This window comes from Streptomyces pseudovenezuelae, from assembly GCF_029892565.1.
GTDB lineage: Bacteria > Actinomycetota > Actinomycetes > Streptomycetales > Streptomycetaceae > Streptomyces > Streptomyces pseudovenezuelae_A.
Window position 1 is genome coordinate 1 of sequence record NZ_JARXVH010000044.1, and the last position, 20,202, is coordinate 20,202.

Annotated in this window: 21 protein-coding genes; 14 read left to right on the forward strand and 7 right to left on the reverse strand. The window is 67.6% G+C overall.

The window, feature by feature from the left end:
- Positions 1-116: 116 nt before the first annotated feature.
- On the forward strand, positions 117-1,094 hold the full coding sequence (locus M2283_RS50385) for a tyrosine-type recombinase/integrase (protein ID WP_280883369.1): 978 nt from the start codon (positions 117-119) through the stop codon (positions 1,092-1,094).
- A 235-nt stretch (positions 1,095-1,329) separates the two neighbouring features.
- Here M2283_RS50385 and M2283_RS50390 read toward each other — a convergent pair whose 3' ends face one another.
- Complete coding sequence (locus M2283_RS50390) at positions 1,330-2,004, reverse strand: ATP-binding protein (RefSeq protein ID WP_280883370.1); 675 nt, start codon at positions 2,002-2,004, stop codon at positions 1,330-1,332.
- A 797-nt stretch (positions 2,005-2,801) separates the two neighbouring features.
- Here M2283_RS50390 and M2283_RS50395 point away from each other — a divergent pair.
- The 3 genes from M2283_RS50395 to M2283_RS50405 all read left to right on the forward strand — a co-directional run bounded on the left by M2283_RS50395 (position 2,802) and on the right by M2283_RS50405 (position 5,565).
- Positions 2,802-3,728: a hypothetical protein gene (locus tag M2283_RS50395; RefSeq protein ID WP_280883371.1), complete on the forward strand. Its 927-nt coding sequence runs from the start codon at positions 2,802-2,804 to the stop codon at positions 3,726-3,728.
- Positions 3,729-3,757: 29 nt separating this feature from the next.
- On the forward strand, positions 3,758-4,021 hold the full coding sequence (locus M2283_RS50400; RefSeq protein WP_280883372.1) for a hypothetical protein: 264 nt from the start codon (positions 3,758-3,760) through the stop codon (positions 4,019-4,021).
- A 644-nt stretch (positions 4,022-4,665) separates the two neighbouring features.
- Positions 4,666-5,565: a replication-relaxation family protein gene (locus M2283_RS50405; protein ID WP_280883373.1), complete on the forward strand. Its 900-nt coding sequence runs from the start codon at positions 4,666-4,668 to the stop codon at positions 5,563-5,565.
- 29 nt (positions 5,566-5,594) lie between these two features.
- On the opposite strand, the gene M2283_RS50410 is transcribed toward M2283_RS50405, so the two are convergent.
- On the reverse strand, positions 5,595-6,074 hold the full coding sequence (locus M2283_RS50410; RefSeq protein ID WP_280883374.1) for a hypothetical protein: 480 nt from the start codon (positions 6,072-6,074) through the stop codon (positions 5,595-5,597).
- Positions 6,075-6,643: 569 nt separating this feature from the next.
- On the opposite strand from M2283_RS50410, the gene M2283_RS50415 reads away from it, so the two are divergent.
- Positions 6,644-6,979 (forward strand): hypothetical protein, encoded by a 336-nt coding sequence (locus M2283_RS50415; RefSeq protein ID WP_280883375.1) that lies wholly within the window; start codon positions 6,644-6,646, stop codon positions 6,977-6,979.
- Positions 6,980-7,649: 670 nt separating this feature from the next.
- Here M2283_RS50415 and M2283_RS50420 read toward each other — a convergent pair.
- Both M2283_RS50420 and M2283_RS50425 read right to left on the reverse strand, forming a co-directional pair.
- Entirely contained in the window at positions 7,650-8,183 is a 534-nt protein-coding gene (locus M2283_RS50420; RefSeq protein ID WP_280883376.1) for an RNA polymerase sigma factor, read from the reverse strand.
- 742 nt (positions 8,184-8,925) lie between these two features.
- Positions 8,926-9,138: a hypothetical protein gene (locus M2283_RS50425; protein WP_280883377.1), complete on the reverse strand. Its 213-nt coding sequence runs from the start codon at positions 9,136-9,138 to the stop codon at positions 8,926-8,928.
- 129 nt (positions 9,139-9,267) lie between these two features.
- Here M2283_RS50425 and M2283_RS50430 point away from each other — a divergent pair, with 129 nt between their 5' ends.
- The 5 genes from M2283_RS50430 (at position 9,268) to M2283_RS50450 (ending at position 13,603) form a co-directional block, all read left to right on the forward strand.
- On the forward strand, positions 9,268-10,950 hold the full coding sequence (locus tag M2283_RS50430; RefSeq protein WP_280883378.1) for an Eco57I restriction-modification methylase domain-containing protein: 1,683 nt from the start codon (positions 9,268-9,270) through the stop codon (positions 10,948-10,950).
- A 20-nt stretch (positions 10,951-10,970) separates the two neighbouring features.
- Positions 10,971-11,717: a PaeR7I family type II restriction endonuclease gene (locus tag M2283_RS50435; protein ID WP_280883379.1), complete on the forward strand. Its 747-nt coding sequence runs from the start codon at positions 10,971-10,973 to the stop codon at positions 11,715-11,717.
- A gap of 191 nt (positions 11,718-11,908) precedes the next feature.
- On the forward strand, positions 11,909-12,385 hold the full coding sequence (locus tag M2283_RS50440; protein WP_280883380.1) for a hypothetical protein: 477 nt from the start codon (positions 11,909-11,911) through the stop codon (positions 12,383-12,385).
- A 238-nt stretch (positions 12,386-12,623) separates the two neighbouring features.
- Positions 12,624-13,199 (forward strand): hypothetical protein, encoded by a 576-nt coding sequence (locus tag M2283_RS50445; RefSeq protein ID WP_280883381.1) that lies wholly within the window; start codon positions 12,624-12,626, stop codon positions 13,197-13,199.
- The gene (locus M2283_RS50450) at positions 13,199-13,603 is read left to right on the forward strand and encodes a hypothetical protein (protein ID WP_280883382.1); all 405 of its coding nucleotides are present in this window, start codon (positions 13,199-13,201) and stop codon (positions 13,601-13,603) included. Before M2283_RS50445 ends, M2283_RS50450 begins: the two co-directional genes overlap by 1 nt.
- Positions 13,604-13,875: 272 nt before the next feature.
- On the opposite strand, the gene M2283_RS50455 is transcribed toward M2283_RS50450, so the two are convergent.
- Entirely contained in the window at positions 13,876-14,073 is a 198-nt protein-coding gene (locus tag M2283_RS50455) for a hypothetical protein (RefSeq protein ID WP_280883383.1), read from the reverse strand.
- A gap of 122 nt (positions 14,074-14,195) precedes the next feature.
- Between M2283_RS50455 and M2283_RS50460 the strand changes: the two genes are divergently transcribed.
- The 3 genes from M2283_RS50460 to M2283_RS50470 all read left to right on the forward strand — a co-directional run bounded on the left by M2283_RS50460 (position 14,196) and on the right by M2283_RS50470 (position 17,166).
- Complete coding sequence (locus M2283_RS50460) at positions 14,196-14,801, forward strand: helix-turn-helix domain-containing protein (RefSeq protein ID WP_280883384.1); 606 nt, start codon at positions 14,196-14,198, stop codon at positions 14,799-14,801.
- A gap of 72 nt (positions 14,802-14,873) precedes the next feature.
- Positions 14,874-16,505 carry a hypothetical protein gene (locus tag M2283_RS50465; protein ID WP_280883385.1) on the forward strand — a complete coding sequence of 544 codons (1,632 nt, stop codon included), beginning with the start codon at positions 14,874-14,876 and terminating at the stop codon, positions 16,503-16,505.
- Between the two features lie 58 nt (positions 16,506-16,563).
- Complete coding sequence (locus M2283_RS50470) at positions 16,564-17,166, forward strand: hypothetical protein (RefSeq protein WP_280883386.1); 603 nt, start codon at positions 16,564-16,566, stop codon at positions 17,164-17,166.
- A gap of 270 nt (positions 17,167-17,436) precedes the next feature.
- On the opposite strand, the gene M2283_RS50475 is transcribed toward M2283_RS50470, so the two are convergent.
- Both M2283_RS50475 and M2283_RS50480 read right to left on the reverse strand, forming a co-directional pair.
- The gene (locus M2283_RS50475) at positions 17,437-18,261 is read right to left on the reverse strand and encodes a helix-turn-helix domain-containing protein (protein WP_280883395.1); all 825 of its coding nucleotides are present in this window, start codon (positions 18,259-18,261) and stop codon (positions 17,437-17,439) included.
- Positions 18,262-18,382: 121 nt separating this feature from the next.
- Positions 18,383-19,228, reverse strand: coding sequence for a hypothetical protein (locus M2283_RS50480; protein WP_280883387.1), 846 nt, complete (start codon positions 19,226-19,228; stop codon positions 18,383-18,385).
- 202 nt (positions 19,229-19,430) lie between these two features.
- Here M2283_RS50480 and M2283_RS50485 point away from each other — a divergent pair, with 202 nt between their 5' ends.
- Positions 19,431-19,649, forward strand: a complete 219-nt coding sequence (locus tag M2283_RS50485; protein ID WP_280883388.1) for a hypothetical protein — start codon at positions 19,431-19,433, stop codon at positions 19,647-19,649.
- Positions 19,650-20,202 lie beyond the last annotated feature (553 nt).

Sequence of the window (20,202 nt, forward strand, 5' to 3'; positions counted from 1 at the left end):
ACTCCGCCGTACCCATGGCCAATTAGGAGAATTCGGTATGGGGAATAACAAAGTGCTCAAACCACCCGACATGGGGAAAATCGCGATCGTCGACACCCCTGTCCCTGCGCGCCCAGATGGGACCGAACCCCAGGATCATCGACGACGCGTCATGGGCCAAGCTCATGGCCGCCGGCCTGACCCTGAACGCCGAAGACCTCAAGCCCTACGGCTCCGGCCGGGCCCGCGAAGCCGGCTGGAAGGCCACCTACTACCCCGTCGAGATGGTCCGCGCGATGGTCGGCGTCTGGCTGTTCGGCGGCTGCCGCGTCGACGAGATCCGCCGCCTCGAACTGGACTGCGTCACCTGGGACGAAGGCACCGACGACACCACCGGCGAGCCCTTCACCATCTGCCTGCTGCACATCCCGCAGAACAAGACCTCCCGGCCGTTCAACAAGCCGGTCGACCCGATCGTCGGCCAGCTCATCGACGCCTGGAAACTCATCCGGCCACCCCAGCCCAACCTCATCGACCGCAAGACCGGCCAGAAGCGACCGCACCTCTTCTGCCACCGCGGCCAGCTCGTCGGCAAGGACTACCTCAACCACAACATCATCCCCGTCCTCTGCCGCAAGTCCGGCGTCCCGCAGGCCGACTCACACGGCGCGCTGACCAGCCACCGCGCCCGCGCCACCATCGCCACCCAACTCCTCAACGCCCGCGAACCGTTGACCCTCAACGACCTGCAGCAGTGGCTCGGGCACAAACACCCCGCCAGCACCCGCTACTACGCCGCGATCCTGCAACGCACCCTCACCGCCGCCTACAAGAAGGCTGACTACTTCGCCCGCAACGTCCGCACCATCCAGGTCCTCATCGACCGCGAATCCATCCTCAACGGAGCCGCCGCCGGCGGCGAACAACCCTGGAAGTACTACGACCTGGGCGAGGGCTACTGCAGCTACGACTTCTTCGCCAAATGCCCGCACCGGCTGGCCTGCGCACGCTGCCCGTTCTACGTCCAAACAGTCCACCCACGGGCAACTCCTTGCCGTCAAGGACGGAATCGACCGGATGCTCGAACAACTGGATCTCACCGGCGACGAACGTGAAGCCCTTGAAGGAGACCGCGAAGCGGTCACCGCCCTCGCCGAACGGCTCGCGGACACCCCTACCCCCGCCGGTCCCACCCCGAAGGAACTCGGGACCAACGACAGCTTCATCCCCCGACCCACCTCATGGAGACGATCAGCCATCGTCCCGGGAAGGAGACCCGATCACCTCGATAAACCGCTTCGATCACATCGCTGGGCCGCGGATGCACCAGCACGGAACGAACCACGGACCTCAGCGCACGCCGGCGCTGAGCCATCCCTGCAACCGTTCCCGGACGTGACGCTCGGTCTGCACCGCATCGCGCTCACCCACATCCACGACCACCACGTTCCATCCCGTCGACGCCAGCACACGCAAGGTCAGTTCGCTTTCCCGGCGCAGGTGATCGATAGCGGAAGGCAGGTCGCTGACGAAAGCCGTCCCAGACGAACGTCCGAGCTTGTCGACATACCAATCGGCCCACCGCGGACCTTCGCGCTCAATCGCTCGCTGCAAGGCAGCTTCCGGGTCGTCCCGAAGGAAGACGACGCTGATCCGAGTCGGTGCCACGGCATCCGCTACATCGTGAACGACCTGGGCAATCGCCGTCTCGTCATGTCCCCAAGCCACCAGCGAAGGGATAAAGGGGATCAACGCATCCGTCACCAGCACGTCCACACCGTCAGCTCGTGCCTGCTCGACGTATGACCGGGCGGCCTCAACCAGCGTTCCGGGCTGAACACTGCCGGTTCCTCCGGCGAACTCCTCGGCTACAGCGCGGAAGGCGGCGCGAGTGAGTACGTCCGCCTCCTCGAAGTGATCGACCACGGCCCCCGTCTGGCCAAGCCAGTCGGCCAACGCACCGCAGAGAGTTGTCTTTCCCACGCCGGGACTGCTGCCAACAACCGCGATCCAGTGCTCTGCCACCACCGCAGCCTTCCACACACCGCCGCTGACAGCGACAACTGCTCCCGCTATCCGCGCGGCCTACCACCCGTCATTGCAGCCGATGCGCTGCCAGTATCCGCACAGAAGGGTCACACCCCTGTCTCGATTCTCAATAACTTGTCGTTTTCCGGTGTCGATGGGAGCCATGGACGCACACCTGGAACGGATGCGCCGGCACCCGGACATCGCCGGACGAGTGCTGCGCCTGGAGTACACGTCGGTCAGCCTCAACCCCAAGGCGAAGCTGTTCGGCCGGCGCAGTCTGCTGGAGCAGTTCGACCCTGGCCGGGCCGCGGACCGGCCCGTGCTCGCCGCGTTCGAGGAGGAGCTCGCCTGCCCGTGGGCGCTGTACCACGTGCGGCGGATCCTGCCCGTACGGGCGGGTGCGGGCGTGGGTCCAGCGGCGTGGGCCGGCGCTGCCAACCGTGGAGGAACTGATGGTCACCGCCCCCTTCCAGGTCCGGGACAAGAAGGTGCCGCATTTCGAACGGGAGTGGGCCGCGCACCGCCGCAGTCGGTTGTGACGTGCTCTGGGTGCCGGCGAGATTGACAGCCACCCACCAAGAGCGTCATATTGATTATGCGAAACGGCGGTAAAAAGTGGTGGTCGGCGGAAGGCACCCTCTTACGAGGGTGTCGACCCAGGGCGGCAACCCCGGCCGAACGTCCCGCCGACCACCTTCACCAACTCAACCCGCCCGCCGGCACGGATGCGCCAGCGGAACAAAGAGGAGCAGGCCCCAAGTATAGGGCCGCAGCCCGGACCGGAGAGTGCAATGTCCACCAAGCCCCTGAACCCGCAGCGCCGTGTCGTCGGCGGCCGCGCCGTGGTCAACCGCGACTGGATCCGCGAGTTCACCGGCGCCAGCGTCGGCACCGCGGCCCGCTGGTACAAGGTGCGCGACGAGCAGCCCGTGGCGCACCGCCACCCGGAGAAGGAGCGCATCGACGGGACCGACTTCTATGACGAGGAGCTGTTCCGCGCCTTCTACACCTGGTTCCAGCAGGACAAGGCGAGCAAGGTCCTCAAGGCCGACCCCGAGCTGTACGAGCTCAGCCCCGAGGACACCGTCTCCATCAACAAGGCCGCCGCGCTGCTGAACTTCAACGGGGCCTCGGTGATCCGCAAGTACCGGCGGGACAACCCCGGCTACTTCCCCGACTCTGTCGGCGAGGTCGAGGGTCCCACCGGCCGGTTGATCCCCGGCTTCCGCGTCGGCGACCTGCAGGACTTCGACCAGAAGCGCACCGGGGACAAGCTCGGCAAGGCCGGCCGCCGTCCCGGGCCGCAGGACGACGCCGCTGTCGGCCGGCCGTCCGCCCTCGAAGAGGCGCTCGCGGCCGAGCTGAGCGCCTACACCCGCCAGGAACTCTCGGCCACCCAACTCGCCGGGCAGTACGCCGCCGAGGCGATCGAGCGCGACGGCTACCGCCCGGGGCTGGCCGCGGAACTCAGCGCACAGTACGGCGGTCCGCAAAGATCCTGGGAGTACGTCGTCCGCAACGCACTCGGACATCTCCCCGCAGCCGCTCCGGCCCGCTCGGAGGCCGACCGGCGGACGGACGTCGCCCTGGCCGCCCTGCGCGAGCAGGGCGACGTCCGGGGACTCGCCGCCTCCCTCGCCCGCGAACACGGCGGCAGCCCCGACGTCTGGTCCCGCGCGGTCAACGCAGCCCGCCGGCTCACCGACCCCACCACCTGACCACCCCGGCCGGCCAGAGGACAAGCCCGATGCCCAGCTACCAGCTCCGCGACACCACCACCCGCGCCCTCCTCGCCCGGGACCTGGCCGACTACACCGCGGCCGAAGCCGCCCTGGACCACCTCGACGACCAACTGGAAGCCGACCTCGCAGCCAATGGCGAAGGCGCTGGCCGCATCCGGCTGCGCATCGACATCGAGAAAGTCACCGACGGCGGCACCGCGGTGGTTGTCGGACACCACGTCCTCCTCCTCGGCGTCGACGACCCCACCGACCCGACGCCCACACCGTAGGAACCTCCGCGAGAAGGGACCGCTGCCTCTCCGGCGTGGTCGTCACCGGCCACGCCGAGCACGGGCTGCTGCTCGGTGGCGACTCGCGCCCACCGAATCCCAGAGCTCCTCGGTCTAGAGAAGTCCCCCAACGCCGCTGTGGTTGAGCACGCGTTGGAGGTCGCCTTGGATACTCCCCCACTTCGTCCTGGAGGCGTTGGACAAGGAGCCGATGCTCTTCCGTCGGCCGATACGCCTCTGAATGCCACCAACACGCCCGCTCACACTGAGGTCGAAAGACGAGCGGACACCCGCAGTCGGCGCAGGTTCGGCATCGCGGAGCCGGCCATCGCTACGAGTCCTCGGTGACTGTTTCGACTGAGTAGGGATCGCCTCTCATCGCCAGTGTCGATGACCCCGCTGCCGGATCATGCGAGTGAACACCCACGAAGCATGCGGCATGCGGTAAAGGAGCACCGCACAGCTACGTTCAGCCCAGGGTCGGGCCGACCAGAAGCCCGACCACAGACTCTGTGCCCCCATCGTGACCATGGTCGGGGCGCCGCGGTCGGTGGTCGGGTCGGGGACGGCAGGTTTCCTCAAGGGCAGCAACCGCCTCTGCCGACCTGGAGTTTGACCATGTCCCCCGCCGAGAAGGTGTACCGGTGACCGCTGCCGAGACCGGGACGTCGTACGTTCCCGGCCCTGCCGAGCCGCTGCCCCATCAGCTTCTGTCCGCGCTCGCCCAGCACCGGATGGCCACCACCAGCCAGCTCCACGCTCTGCTTCGGCCGGGCGCCGCCCGCCAGACCGTCTCCGCCCCGCTGAACAAGCTGCGGCGGACGGGACTGGTCGACTACACGGTGCTGCCCCAGTCCAACCGCACCCGCGCCTGGTACCTCACGGGCGAGGGCGCCCGCCTGACGCGGGACCTCCCCGCCCTGCGCGGCCGGCCCCCCTATCCGATCAGCTCCGCAACGGCCGCCTCCCTGAAGACTCCGCACACCCTGACCGCCGTACGCACCCATCTGGCCTTCGCCGCCGACGCCCGCCGGTTGGGACACGAGCACGGCCCCTGGGACTGGACCCCGGAAGTCGCCCACCCCATCGGCGAAGGAGAACGGCTCGTCGCCGACGCCGTCATGCACTACACCGCCGTCGACGGCGAGCACCGCCGCAAACTGCGCGCGTTCGTGGAGGTCGACCGCACCACCATGAGCAGCGAACGCCTCGCCGTGAAACTGATCGACTACGCCCGCCTCTTCCACTACGAAGCCCAGCCCGTCGGCCGCCGCAAACCGCCCCCGACAGGCCCTGCCTGGCTGCGCTGGTACCCGGTCTTCCCCCGCGTGATCTTCGTACTCACCGGCGCCTCCCGCACCCGGCTCAACCACCGGATGAATGACCTGCAGGCCATGGTCACCCACCACCCCCTCGTCGCAGCCCTCGCCCACGAAGTCCCCCTCGGCGCCGCCATCCTCGAAGACCTCGAACACCACACCCCCAGCGGGTCAGTGTGGACCCCACTCACCGGCGGCCAACCCCACCCCTGGACCGCCCTGTAAAAGAGATCGCCCTGCTCTGCTACCTCAGATCACGGCTGGCGCGCCATCGTCGCCAAGCCGAGTTCCACACGGACCGCGTTGATGAAGTCCTGCTCCGCCGTCCACAGGCTTTCGAAGGTCGCTGATGAAATGTCAGCCTCAGACAGCGTCGCGCGCGCAGCAGCGACCTCGCGAGCCCAGTTGACGAGGCTCACCCCAGCCCGGACGGTTTCAGCGCGCTCGCTGACCAACCGCATGGCGGTGAATCCGGCTTCCAGCGCCTCCTTGTACGGTCTGCCGGTCTCATCGAAGAAGGGCATCATCCGGCCCTGCTCACGCGGATGAGGCAGCGCGGTGATGGAAGCCCGTGGATCGAGAACGTAGGCGACGTACCGCCGGTTGGCCGCCAGGAATTCGTTGCACGTCGTCAGACGAATGTCACGCCACTGCCGCTGGTGCTCCCTCTGCCACGCCCGATCTTGATTACGCAGAGAAAGCCAGCCACCCAGCGCGACTCCGAACAGAGCCACCAGACCAGTGATGACCGATGCCCCCACACCGCCCCCGCATGGTCGACCCGTTCTCGAACTCGTCAACATGCAGGCTAGCGGCACAAACTGACACAACGACACCCGATCACCCGGCCGCACCCCGTCAGCCCGGAACCTGCCACGCAGATACGATCGCGTCCGGCCGGGGCCGTGGCCGTGGCCTTACGGATGCCAAGCACGCGGTGCATGCGGGCCGTGTTCGCGCCGTACACCCTGCTCGCCGACCAGGACGGCGAGGAACATGCCAGCCGCGGCCTGTGCCCGGGGCCGTAGTCGATGGACTCACCGGCTGCCGCATCGAAGACGCGCACATGGCTATGAAGTCCCACGCAGACACGAGGGCGGGCAAGTTCGGGCAGCCTGAGGGCCAAGAGCATCGCAGCCGCTCAAGCGGACGATCTGGACCAGGCTGGCAGTGGCGCTCCCCGTAGGGCTCCGCGGGCGGGACACACTGGTCAATCCACAGACTCCGGCGACCGAGGAGTCCTTTGCCGTTCATGGGATCAATGCCGCGATGGTCGCGGACGGCCGTCGGCCAGGAGCCATCTGTGACCCGAGGGGCGTACCCGTCGGTCGACCGGATCGCCGTCCTCGCCCTGACCATGCCCGATCTAGCCGCCGAAGAGGCGACTCGCCTGCTCGACGACAGGGACAACACCTGGTTGATGGACGAACTCGCCGAGGCGCTCATCGGCGACCCGACGTGTCCGGGCGATCCTGCGCTACGGCCACTCGCCCGCCACTGCGCCAGAGAGGTTCTCACCAGCAGCCACTGGGAGGACGCCCTGCTCCCGATGGCCGAAGTGAACCCGGAAGCAGTGCTGGCCGGATACGAGCGCCTGCGGAAGCTGGACGTTTTCGGGTCAAGGTCACCGCAGGAGTAACGCCGGTGTCAGCCCGGGAGCGGCACCGTCAGCCTCATCGGCCTGTGGTTTCGTTCCCGGTACTGACGCACGTGCCAGCGCCTGGGGCATACATCACCACGCCCCAGGCGACCCTCAGGGAATGCCTCAGAAGCCGCGGCCGGGAAGGCCTTTGCGTACTCCGGTCCGCGGGTGTCCTGCCGACCGCCGGACAGGCCGCGCGGGACGTCCCCGCTACGCGGGCCATACAAAATAGGCAGGCCAAGCGCGCCAGGCAGACGAGGCGGCGGGGGGTCCGCTTCTGGTGGAACAGCGCTGTCGCAGGCCGCAAGCACCCTGTCGGCAGCGCTATCAAAGCTCTCGCGGAGTTCCTCACGGAGGGCACGCAAGTGTGGGCCAGCCCGGCGTTCAGCGGCAGCCAGGGTCTCGGCAGCGCCGGGGATACCCCGACCGGCGGCGAACCCCAACCAGAGAATGGCCATGATGAAGTCGCCCGACTCCAGGCACCTCTCACCCTCGCAGTACGCCGCGTACCCGCGTACTGCCGCGTTGGCCTGCTCCAAGAGGCGGTCCCGGTCCTTGCTGCTGTACCTCTTCAAACGCTCAGAGACGGCGGCGAAGCCCTGCTGCTTCTGCTCTGCGCTCAGGGTGACGCGCTCACGCGGCGCGTCGCCGCGGTGTTCTACGGGGTTCACTGCTGCACCTCCCGGGCCCGCGTGGTGTTGTCGTAGGCGGCCATCCGCGGCGAGTCCCGCAGCGTCCGCAAGACGTTCTTGAGGATCTTCTTCATATTGTCGATGCCCAGTCCGAGGACCTCGGCACAGGTGCCGACGGGCAACTCGGCCACATATCGCAGTTGCAGCGCCTCCTGCTGCCGCCTGGTCAGCTCGGCCAGAGCCCGCTCGAGGTCCACATGCAGGTCGACAGCAGCAACATCGTCCTCCACCCCGCTGAGTGCCAGGATCTGTTCCAGATCGGGGACGTCGAGAGCCATGGCCCGGCCCTGACGGCGCAGATGGTCCACGAGGCGGCACTGCGCGATCCGGTACAGCGCGGCCACCGGTGCGGGATGCGAGGGGTTGTCCGGCCACCAGACGAGGAACTGCTCGAAGACCTGACTCGCCAGCTCACGAGCAGTGTCCGGGCCGGTTTTGCGGGTGAGATATGTCTGCAGTCCCCCGATGTGCTCTGCGTAGAACGCCCCGAGCGCGGCCTCGTCGACCACGCGCCGGGGGCGCCCCCCGACCCACATTCATTCCCAGGGCCGGCTGACGGCCGCCAGAACCCCGGCCTCGGGCCCTGTAGGAAGTCACCGGCCTCGCCTCGCTCCGGTCTTCCGGCCTCCCGCCGGGACCGCGTGCCTGGTGGCTGGTCGGCCACCGGGCACGCCCCGCGGATGCTCACAGCCGCACCTCCCCTGTCGGCCCCCGCGCCGTGCGCTCGCCGGCGGCCTCCTTGAGGCGGCAGGAACTGGGGCGCCCGCATCCGCAGGCGGCCGCGGCGGGCGGGCGTGCCGCCCACGAACAACCTCTGCCACCATCACGGACCACAGTTCCCATTCACGCTCCCGGCGCCGCTCGCGGACCAGTTGTGCCCGCGCCCACTCGCGCAGCGCGATGACCACCACCGCGGTCACGGCGGCCGACCCCCCGGACATCAGCATCCCCTGCACCATCCTTCACCGCCCTCCTCCTCGACGCACTGCCTGTCACCGCCTCCATCGCGCGAGCGGACTGCGCCGGGTACCGCCCGGCCAAGATTTCCAGGAGGGACCGTTCTCAGATCGGGCACGCGCTCAGCCTCCCGTCCCGCACCCCCCGTTCGACGATGAGAGATCACACACCGAGCCAGGGGCGTCATCCCCATCGGCACCGCCAAGGCCGCGGTCACCGAGATCGCGGATGCCGTCGATCCAGGCCTGCATGACGGCCGGTGAGGAGTTCGCGGCGAAACGCCGCGCAGTTCGGTCAGTTCGCGGCGGCATCGAGCAGCAGGTAGCCGGTCAGCTGCCAGGCAGGGCGCTGCGACATCTCCGCCAACAGGCGTCGGGCGCTCTTGAAGTCGATCAGCAGGCCGTCGACGACGATGTCGGCGTCGGCGGTGATCTGGGCGCAGGCGAACCTCGGCCGCCCACGCAGTCCCCGGGCCGGGTGCGGGCGCGCAGGGCCTGAAGGGACCATGGGCGGCCTGGTGGAGTTGGGCGGTGACGTCGTCGGCGACCAGATCGCGGTGCGGGAGCTGAGGGAGCTCCTGCCTGCACTCAGCTACGCCTGCCTGTGATGGGGGGAGGCGGGCGATAGGGTCGAGCGGTGACGTCCGAGACACTGTTCAGCCTGCCCAGCAGCACGTTGCCCGTACCTGCTTCCCTACAGGAAGCAGTCCAGCACGGCGAGGTCTTCACAAAGCGCTGGATCGTGGATGCGATCTTGGACATGGTCGGATACACCGCAGACGATGATCTTGCCGTCATGCACGTGGTCGAGCCGGCGTGCGGCACCGGAGCGTTCCTGGGCGCGATTGTGGAACGGCTGAGCGCTTCGTGCCGGGCGCGCGGCCGTGGGCTGCTGGAGGCAATCGACGCCATCGAGGCGTTCGATCTGGTCGAGGCGAACGTGGAGCGCAGCCGGGAGACCATCGCCAGCGTGCTGCGCGCGGACGGGTGGGGCGCTGCGGAGGCCGCCAAGGCAGTCGCTTCGTGGGTGGCGCAAGGAGACTTCCTCCTGCAGGAAACCCGCGCGGAGACCGCTGATTTCGTGGTGGGTAATCCTCCCTACATCAGGCTGGAAGACGTTCCTGAGGAGCGGATGGCGGCCTATCGCCGATCCTGCTCTTCTATGGGGGGCCGGGCGGATATTTATGTCGGATTCTTCGAACTGGGAATGCGCCGTCTGAAGCCGGAGGGGCGGCTCGGCTTCATCTGCGCCGATCGATGGATGCGCAATCAGTACGGGCGCGGCCTGCGCAAACTCGTCACTCAGCGCTACAGCATGGATCTCGTGGTGACCATGCACGATGTGGACGCGTTCGAGGAGCGGGTGTCTGCCTATCCGGCCATCACCGTCATCAGAAACGGCCGCCAGGGATCCGCCATCGCCGCCGACACCACGGGGGCTTTCGGCGCCCGGCAGGCCCGGGAACTGCATGCGTGGTCGGTCCAGAGCGACGAGGCACTCATCACGACGCCGGCGTTCCATGCGGCGCGGCTGCCGCACTGGTTTGCGGGTGAGGACTCCTGGCCGCAGGCCTCGCCCGCGCGTCTGGCGATGCTGGAAGATCTCAGTGACCGTTTTCCGCTACTGGAGGACGAGTCCACCGGCACGCGGGTAGGGATCGGGATCGCCACCGGAGCGGACAAGGTCTTCCTGACCGAGGACAGAACTGCGGTCGAAGAAGACCGTCTGCTGCCGCTGGCGATGGTCCGCGACACCACCAGCGGCACCCTTTCCTGGGGCGGCACTTACCTCGTGAATCCATGGGGCCGCGAGGGCCACCTGGTTGATCTCAACAGCTTTCCCCGGCTTGCGAGTTACTTCAAGACGCACCGGGACACGCTCAGCAAACGCTACGTCGCAGTCAAGCAGCCCAGTCGCTGGTACAAGACGATCGACAAGGTCGACGCCCAGCTCACCGCCCGCCCCAAGCTGCTGCTGCCGGACATGAAACTGACCATCCACCCCGTCCTGGACGAGGGAGGCCACTACCCGCACCACAACCTGTACTTCATCGTGTCCAACGCCTGGGATCTGCGGGTGCTGGGCGGTCTACTGCTGTCGAAAGTGGCAGAGGCATTCGTCGAGGCATACGCCGTCAAGATGCGCGGTGGCACGCTTCGCTTCCAAGCACAGTATCTGCGTAAGATCCGTGTTCCGGATCCAGCGGGGATCCCGGCGGGGGTTCGCACAGCGCTGGTCAAAGCGTTCGAGGAACGGGACGTGCAAGCAGCAACGCAGGCAGCGTTGCAGGCGTACGGACTGCAGAGCCTTCCGGACTGAACGCAAGCGGGAGGGGCGCTGTGACGGTCAGCCGTCAAGAGTTCGAAGACGCCATAGCGGCGTACTGGGGAGCCAAGGACGCCCAGCGGGAGCTGTCCGCCATCAAGGACGCCGTCGGCGCCGGCACAGCCGGCTCTGTCCGCGGCGGGAAGCACTTCGACACCATCGCCGCCCTCCTCGCCAAGTTCTTTATCGATGCCGGCTACCCGCCCGCCGACATCCGCATCAACAAGACGCACCGCCTGGAACTACCCGGCTACTACCGCCCGCAGAAACAGTGGGACGTGGTCGTCGCCCACGGCACCACCTTGGTCGCCGCCTTCGAGCTCAAAGCTCTCGGCGGTCCCTCCTTCGGCAACAACTACAACAACCGGATCGAAGAAGCCCTGGGAAGCGCTGTCGATCTGCAACGCGCCGCCCTCACCGAGCTTTATCCCGGCGAAAAGCCGTGGCTGGGCTACTTCTTCATCATGGAAGACCACCCCAAGTCCCGCACTCCCATCCGCATCGCCGACGGAGCCCTCCCAGTGCACGAGATCTGGCACGGTACGTCCTACCAGGACCGCTTCGGGATCTTCTGCGAACGGCTGATGGCCGAGAAACTCTACGACTCCGTCTGCTACATCACCTCCGCACCCGCCGACCCCACACCCGGCGAACCCGTCAGCAGCCTGGACTGGCGCCACTTCGCTGCCGCCGTCAACGCGCGCATCTCCTACCTCGCCGACCTTGGCATCCCCGCCACTGAGACACTCCCCCTGCCATAGGGCCGGTTGGTACGGGAGCCAATCGCCGCCTGGCCCGGATCGAGCATGTCTGAAGGACAACGGACGGGAGGATCGGCAACCCGCCGTGCGTGCCGACAGGAGCCCGCCTTGCCAGAGGCAACCGATCCGGGCCAACGCCGGTGTTTGGGGCGGCCGTTGCCCGCTTCCCGACTGCTTGAGGAACAGCACACGTGAACGCAGAATTCTGGGTCGCCTTCAGCACCGGCGTCGTCGCCCTCATCGCGCTGATCACCAGCTCGGCCAGCGCCGCCAGGGCTCGCGTCAAAACCATCGAAGACGCCTACGTCGCACGCTACTGGCAGATCCTCGACCAGTTTCCGGCCCAAGCCCTCATCGCAGAAGAAGGCACGTCATGCGCACCGGAGGAACTCAAAGCCGCGCGCCTGTATCTGCGACTGTGTGAAGACGAGTTGGAACTGCGCCAGCTGGGCTGGGTCAGCCGCAACACCTGGCGACAATGGAGCCCCGGCATCCAGGCCCAGCTCGCCCTCTGGCCCGTCACAGACGAATGGGCTCTCATCCGCGAGGGCCAGCGCGCACCGCACCAATTCGCCCTTCTGCGCCAACTCGCCACCCACAGCGACTACGACCCCTCCCAGCCCCGCAGCATCGTCCACCGCCTCGCCAAGATATGGCGAGGCCTGTAAAACCCGACGTGGCAGGATGCCCCCGGTCGGCCGGGACCTGGCCCCTGCGGCTGAGGGCTAGCGATGACCTCGACTGGAAGGAAAGGCTGCTGGGCTTCGCACCGAAGCCGGGGATCTGGAACGAGTTCGCCATGGACGTCGCCGCGATGGCGAACACACCGGCGGACTGCTCGTCTACGGCGTCAGCGACCAGATCAAGCTGATCGGCGTCGACTTGGCGGCGGCCGACACGAAGCAGATGCTCAGCTCCGTACGCAACGGCATCCAGCCCTACATCTCCGGCATCGACTTCATCGAGCTGCCCGACCCGAGCGGCAACGGCCCCGACGTCCTGGTCGTCGATGTCCCGCCCAGCGAGATGGCACCGCACTTCCAGTACGGCTGGGAGAGCAAGGACAAGGACCGCGTCACGTTCAACGCGCCGTACCGGATCAAGGACGACACCGCCTACATGCCCGAACACCAGGTCGCCCGTGCCTACCGAGAGCGGTTCGCACGTCAGGGCGTGGCCGATGCCCTGCTGCAGGCCTGCCACACAGGCGGCCCAGACCGTCCTGAGCGAATCGAGGGAGTGCCGGCCTGGCTGGTCATCGCCGCCCGCCTCGCACGACCGGTCCCGCGCATGGTGCCCGCACCCACCCGCCTGGAAGCGAAGGACACGCTGCAGAAGTCCGTGAAGACGGCGGGACGGATCAAGGACGACTTCGCCGGACCGGCCGTTCTGTCCGATGTACTCAACAACGACATGAAAGTCGGACTGCGCCGCTGGGTGGACAGCAGCTTCCTCGTCCCGACCGGCGCGGGCGTGATGTGATGGTCGAACTGCACCACGCCGGGGCAGTGACCGTCAGCGCCGAACTCGCCCATGGTCTCCCTCCTCATGACGGTATCCCCGTCAACATCCAGGTGCTGCAGACCGTCGCACTCGAGGCCGTTGCCCTGGCAGACACGTTCCGCCGGCAGCTCGCCGCCGACAGCCCACTGGGCATCACCGCCACCGTCGCCACAGCCAGTACGGGCAACCGCCTGCTGCCCTTCGGTAACGGCTACGGGCAATGCGCGCTGATCGCGGACATCCGGCACCCCCATAAACTGTTGCCCGCCTCCACCGAACTGGCCCCGAACACGGATGACGAGACGCTGCGGGAATGCGCCCCCGAACTTGCCAGCGGGCTCCTCCACCAGTTCGGCCAGTTCGGAATCAACCTCCGCCGCTGACCACCCAGGCCGATACTCACACTCCGTCACTCGATCGGAGAGAGTAGGCGGTCGCCGAAGGCGGTGCTGGCCTCAAAGCCCCCTCGTTGTAGCCGAGTTGCTCGGACGCCACCGGTCTGCCACTACGAGGGAGCCCGCACGGTTGATCTACGGATTCGACGCCGTTGCCGGCACCGACCAGAGCGGCCGGAACTGTCGACCACCTCCTCGCGTTCATCGCCCGCTGTTGACGTACACACCGGCGGCGATCCGTTCGGCTGCGGGGGCTGGTTTTAGGTGAGGAGGGCGACGATGCTCACCGTCATGGCGGCGGTGAGCGTGAGGGCGGCGGCGAAGGCGCCGGCGGCGCGGGTGAGGGCGGTGGGGTAGGTGGCTCCGTCCATGCGGGCGAGCTTGCCGGCGCAGGCGGCGGCAAGCAGCGCGATGAGGATGACGAGTGCGGTGGCGAGGACGGCGACGGCGGCTGTCACGGCAAGCTCCCTGTATGGGGTGGGGTGTTGACGTGGTCGAAGGTCGCGGAAGAGGTGTGCGCCGTGGTTCGCCGGGAGGAAGATGAACACCGGCGAACACACCATCTTCGGGGGACGACTGCGTGCACGAGGAGCACACCGGCCGTAGTGCGGCACTCACCGCACTGCGCAGGAGACTGACCGACGCACTGACCCGGACCGGGCAGAACAAGACGCAACTCGCCCGCCGTGCCGGGCTGGGCCGTACGACCGTGTCGGAGGCGTTCTCACCCAAAGGCGTTGTGCCCTCCCAGCACACGGTGGCCGCGCTGGCCCGCGCGCTGAAGCTCCCGGCAAAGGAACTGCTGGAGTTGCAGCGGACCGCGGCGCAGAGTCCGGGCACCGTCACAGCGGACAAGGCGGGGCCGGGTCGTCCGATCGGCGCGTGGGATCCGCATGCCCTAGAGGTCCACCCGGCCGGTCCCGCCCAGGAGAAGCCCGGCTCCGGCTCACCGGCTCACCGGCTCACCGGCTCACCGGCGCAGCGGGTGCTGCCCGGGTATGTGCGTGGGGGCCCAACAGCATCGTTTGCTTGGCGGGCTTGGGCCCCGTCGTCCGGCGCTGCCCTGGGGCGGGAACGTAGGGCGGCATTGTCAGTGGGCGACGAAAGAATGCGGCCGACGCAGCAGCCCTGGCAGGGCATCATCGCGAGACCGCTGTTGCGCGACGCAATCGCAGGCCAGCGGTGACGCGCAGGTGCGCTGACCGGCGCGCCAGTGTGCCCCGCTGTGTCTGCCAGTCCGTGCAGGAGGTTCGCCATCATGGCAAGCACGTTTGTCGCTCCGTTCCGTTCACGTCGCGCAGTTGTGCCGCCCGGCGGTGACGGCAGCAGTTCCGGCGAAGTGCCGGCGAAGTCTGGGAACTTCACCCACCGCGCGGCCGTAGTGGTCCATGTCCCCTCCGGCATGCAGGAGAGCATCGCCCGTGAGCTGTGGGAGCGGTGCGGACTGCTCTTCTCCCGCATCGACGATGACGGCCAGGATGACGCCATCGTGTGGTACCGGGTGGAAGTGCGCCTGCTGGGAAGCCGCTGGGGCGCTTTGAATGAGGCTGAGCGCCGGGTTACGGCGGCGCTGGCGGGCCGGGTGACGGCGCACATCGGTGACGCCGCTTTGCTGGAACCCGAGGGTGCGCCCATGGCTGCGAGTACGTGGCACGTGCATCGCAAGATCGACTGGGGGTCCGGCCGGTGGCGGACCCGTGCCGCATGCCTGTGGATGCAGATGGGGGCTGCGGATGTGGATCGACGGGTGCGCCTGGACGGTGCGGGCACACGTGAGGCAGCGGTGGCGGCTCTTCGCCAGAGGCCGGACCTGGGAGGTGTGACTTTTGACGACGAACTCCACGAGGTGCGGCCCGCTATCGCCTCCGCCCATGCCGTGCGGCCGCAGGATCCTGCCCCCTGGCCCACTCGGGCCTGGGGGCTTCCCAGCGTGGCGGTGGGCGCCGCCCTGATGCTTTTCGGCTGGATACTGGCGGGTCTGGACCTGAGGTGGCAGGTCGCGCTGGTGCCACTGCTGCCGGCGGCCGCATGGTGGGTAGGCCCCTGGCTCGCCGACCCGGAGCGGCATTCCCGGATGATCACGTGGCTGTGCGGGCTGGCCATGGTCGCCAGCGCGGGGCTCACCGGCTTCATGATCCGATTGATTTCCACCGTGCTGGGAAACGTGGGCGGCCTGTGGTCAGCGGCGCTCATCCTGTGCGGGCTGCTCGTACTGCGCGGCTGCCGGTACGCGCTGCGCCAGAGCTGGATCTCCAGCAACGGCGCTGCCCTACTGTCGGTCGCCGTTCTTCCCCTGCCCTGGGTGCTGCCCTGGATGGGGCGGTTGGCCCAGGGCGTGTACCTGACCGTGTGTCTTGGCGTGCCGCTCGGGGCCGCCAACATCGATCCCTTGTGGATGTATCTCGCAGGCGTGAAACTGGCAGGCCTGTGCCTCGCCGCCCTGCTGTGCGGGCTGGCTGGAATCGGCTGGGCCCGGCACTTCTACTGGGTCGTCGGCTCGAGGATGTACTGCATCGCCGTCCTCGGCACGCTCACCGCGATGATGACGGGAATGGCCCTGGTTGCGGGGCTGTCCGCGGCCACCGCGGCGGCCGATCGCACCGCCGCACAGGCCGCCGCCGGACAGGATCCTTCGCCCTTTTTCGGGATCAGTTCCCGGCTGGTGTGTGTGCGCCCGCTCGACGCGGCAAACACGGCCGTGCAGCCAGGACCGTTGCCCACGGGCCACCCTGTTGTCGCGTTCGACGTCACCGGGGACGAGACCTGGTTGTGGGATCCCCGGCGGGAGAACGGCACGGCCGACCTCGCCAAGCGGGCGCTGCGCGTGCGCACCGACCAGATCGTCACCCGTCCGGCCGGCCGTGGAGTCCGCACCTGTCCCCTGCTCTAGCGCGTGTGCGGCCGCCCCGCCGGGCAGCCCGGCCCGGGCCGGGCGGGGATGGTGGGCGATGATGACCGGTGTGAATGAGCAGTGGGCCGGGGTGGTGGGCGCGGTGGCGGGCGGAGTGTTGGCGGGAGTGCCGGCGTTGCTGACTGCCCGGTGGAGTCGCCAGAGTCAGCGCGAGCAGACTCAAGCCCAGCACGTTCTTTTGGCAGGCCAGCTGCAGTCGGCCCATCTGCTGCAGATGATGGAGCCGCGGCGGCGTGTCTACGGCGACTTCATCACCGCGGTGCACCAGCTGCGCACCAAGCTGTACGAGGCGTGGAGCAGGGGACACGGAGACGGCTACGGTCCGATGCTCGTCGTCCTGGAGGATGAGGAACTCAGCCGGCGACTGGAGCATGTACGCGCCCAGATTGCACTCGAAGGCCCCGAGCCGGTAGTTGCGGCGGCCGAGAACGTCATGGAACTGGTCAGCGCCTTGTATGCCCACGTCTTTTCCATCGAGGAGAGCGGCATCATGGGCGAATTCGCCGCAGCGGGTGAAGAGGTGGCCGCTCCTGATGAGTTGGCTGAGCTGAAACAACGGCTGGACAGCATGATCACAGCCGCCCGTCAGGCCCTGGCCGAGCACGGCGCCACCGTGCTGCTGCCGTCCACTCGTCTCTAGGGCCGTCTCCCCAGCCGTGAACTGGCGGCCGTTGCGCCCTTGTTCTCACTGCGCGCAGACAGCCCGTTGCCGGGCAGGATCGAAGAGGTGGAGCTGCCCGCTGTCTTCGGCGGACGTCGGATTCCTGGCTCCGGGCGCCGCGGCGGTCTCTGGACGTACCGTGCAGTCCGTCTGCGGGCCCTGGCGGACACCCCCGTCCACGTCCCTCCCCCGCAGCGGCTGAGGCCTCGCCGTGTGCTGGCCGTTCGTCGCCCCTGTGCGAGCTCAAATCTATTGAAGGTGCAGAAGATCGCGCAGGAGGTCCCGGCTTGCCTCCGGTCCCAGGCTCTCCTGCTGAAGTTCTTTCAGCGCCCGCCCGTACTGGGCGACATCCTCGTGTCTGTCCAGGTAGAGCGCGCTGGTGAGCTGCTCAACGTAGACGACATCTGCGAGGTCGTACTCCAGGAAACTGAGGATGGTGAAGGCACCGCTCTCCCCTGCATGGCCGCCGAAGCTGAACGGCATGATCTGCAGCAAGACGTTGGGGCGCTCGGAGAGCTCGATCAGGTGTTGGAGCTGGCCACGCATGACGTCACGGCCACCACAGCTGCGGTGCAGGACAGCTTCGTCCAGGACGATGTGGAGGGAAGGGGCGTTTTCCGACTGTAGAATCTTCTGGCGCTCCATGCGCAGTGCCACGCGCCGGTCGATGTCGGTTGTGCTCAGGCCTTTCATGCCACGGCTGATGACAGCACGGGCATACGCCCCAGTCTGCAACAGCCCGTGTACGTAGTGCACTTCGTACATCCGGACCAGGGAGGCGGCGCCTTCCAGGCTGACGTAGGAGGCAAACCAGTTCGGCAGTACGTCCGAGTAGCGGTGCCACCAGCCTGCCAGGTTCGCGTCGCGGGCGAGATCGACGAGCGTGTCGCGCTCCGCCTCGTCCGTGATGCCGTACAGCGTCAGGAGATCTTCCACATCACGTGTCTTGAAGCTCGTCCGCCCCATTTCCATCCGGTTGATGCTCACTGCGGACACGCGAATTGAGAAACCTGCCGCATCCCGTGTGATTCCGCAGGCCTCCCGCAGCCGTCTCAACTGGGCGCCCAGCAGCATGCGCTGCGCCACCGAGCCGGTCACGCGGGCCTGGTCGCGAGTAGTACGCGCGCGCAGTCGCTGCGCGCCCGGGCTACCGAGCGAGGAACCCTCCAGCAGAGCATCGAAGTCCTGACTGCGGTCAATCATGCTGCCCACCGCCCTGGTGCCTCTGCTCCTTCTTCCTCCATCTGTACAGCAGTCCCTCGATGACGCGGACCGATTTCTCGTCGAGCATCTGCTGGATCTCTTCCTGCGTGTAGTCGTCCAGCGTCAGGGCCACAACGGTCCGCGTCCGCAGGTCGGTGATGTTCGCCAGCTCCTCACGGACCCACATTTTCCCCAGGACCTCGTCGGCGGTGCTCCGTGGGCTGGCCGGGTTCTCGTACACCATGTGCTGCTGTTGCAGTGCCCGGCGTTGCCGTTCTTCGGCGGCACGGTGTCTGCGGAACTCGTTGGGGAAGCGGTAGATGCAAGCGCCCATGAAGTACGTGGTGATGCTGGCGCCGCCCTCGAAGGTCCAGCCTCCGTCGACGAGGGCTGTCTGCCGGAAACGGGGTAAGGCGCGGGCTACGGTCATGGTTGCCAGTTCTTCCCGCACCTCGCTCTGTGTGGCCAGTTCTTCCAGGTCGAGTTCATGGGGGTGCAGACCGAAGCCACGTTCGGCGACGAGTTGGAAGATGAATCCGGAGTGCATCCATCCGCGCAGCACCGAGATGCCGTAGCGGACCAGCTCCTCCACGAAGTGGTCGTAGCGCGATCCCTGGAAGCCGTCCTGGGCAAGCAGGAGGAGGATCTGGCGGTCTTTCAGCCTGCGTTCGACGCTCTGCTGCAGTCGCCGGGCCTGCCGTCCGTGCCTGGCGTTCATCCGATGCAAGTCGTCCTCGGACACCGGCGCATCCAGATCGCCGCACTCATGTCGGCCCGAAGGTTGTAGGTCCCGGGCGCTCGCGGCAGCGGACTGGCTGCCCGCGACGTCGCCCTGCATTCCCTCTCCCCTTCGGTTGTCTCCTGCCAACCCTCACGGTGTGTGGGGTCGCCTACGTTGCCCCCTTCTATGTGGCCCGCTGCGCCGCACCCCATGGATACTTTCAAGATTTTCTCCGGGCTGCAGGACGAGGAAGAAGTCCATGGGATAGCGAGCTGGAAGGCACCTACGAGCGGGCATCTGCCGCATCAACGACCCGGAGATGAACGTGAGTCCAGCCCGCACCACCCGATCGGGGCTGCCCGAGCCCGGCCCGTTCATGACCCTGCACACCGCCGTCGTGCTCTTGACCGCGGTCGTCATCGGTCTGGTGCTCGGAGGCCTGTCCTACCTGAGTGGCACGCCCCTGGCCGGCGCAGTCCTCGCAGGCCTGCTCGGCACCGGCGGCAGCGTCCCGGTGTTGCATCACCTCATCCGGTGACACCATGGGCAACTCGGGGCCCGTGTCGGCCCTTCGTCGAATACAGCGCGACGGAGCCGAGTTGGGATGTCGGAGGTCTCAATCGGCGGCACAGCAGCACCGGGGACGGCCGGATCACGCAGGCTGAGGCTTCCAACACATACCCAGCGCTTCGAGTTGTTCGTGGGTCAGACGATAAGGCCGGAGCCGTTTGTCGCAGAGCCACTCCCCCGGGCGGAAGGCGCCGCCGCGGTCCGACCACGACACGTCACCCGCCCCCGCGGGCAAACCCGCTGGCTCTGCCACCGTGACCATGCCGGCTGCGGCTTCACCGTGAGTGGGTGGTGTCGGAAGTCCGGCTGGAGCGTCGGCTCCGTCCGGGAGTGGCAGCATCCGTGCGACCGGCCAGGGCGTTGAGCAGGCTGGGGATGTGCACTGGTTGGACCCGTTCCAGAGCTCGCATGGCGAAGCGGTACACCAGCACGAGGCGACATATGTAGATTCCGGCGAACGCGGCGATGCCCGCGATGTAGACCCACGCTGGTAGACCTGCGCACAGGGCTGCCAGCGATGC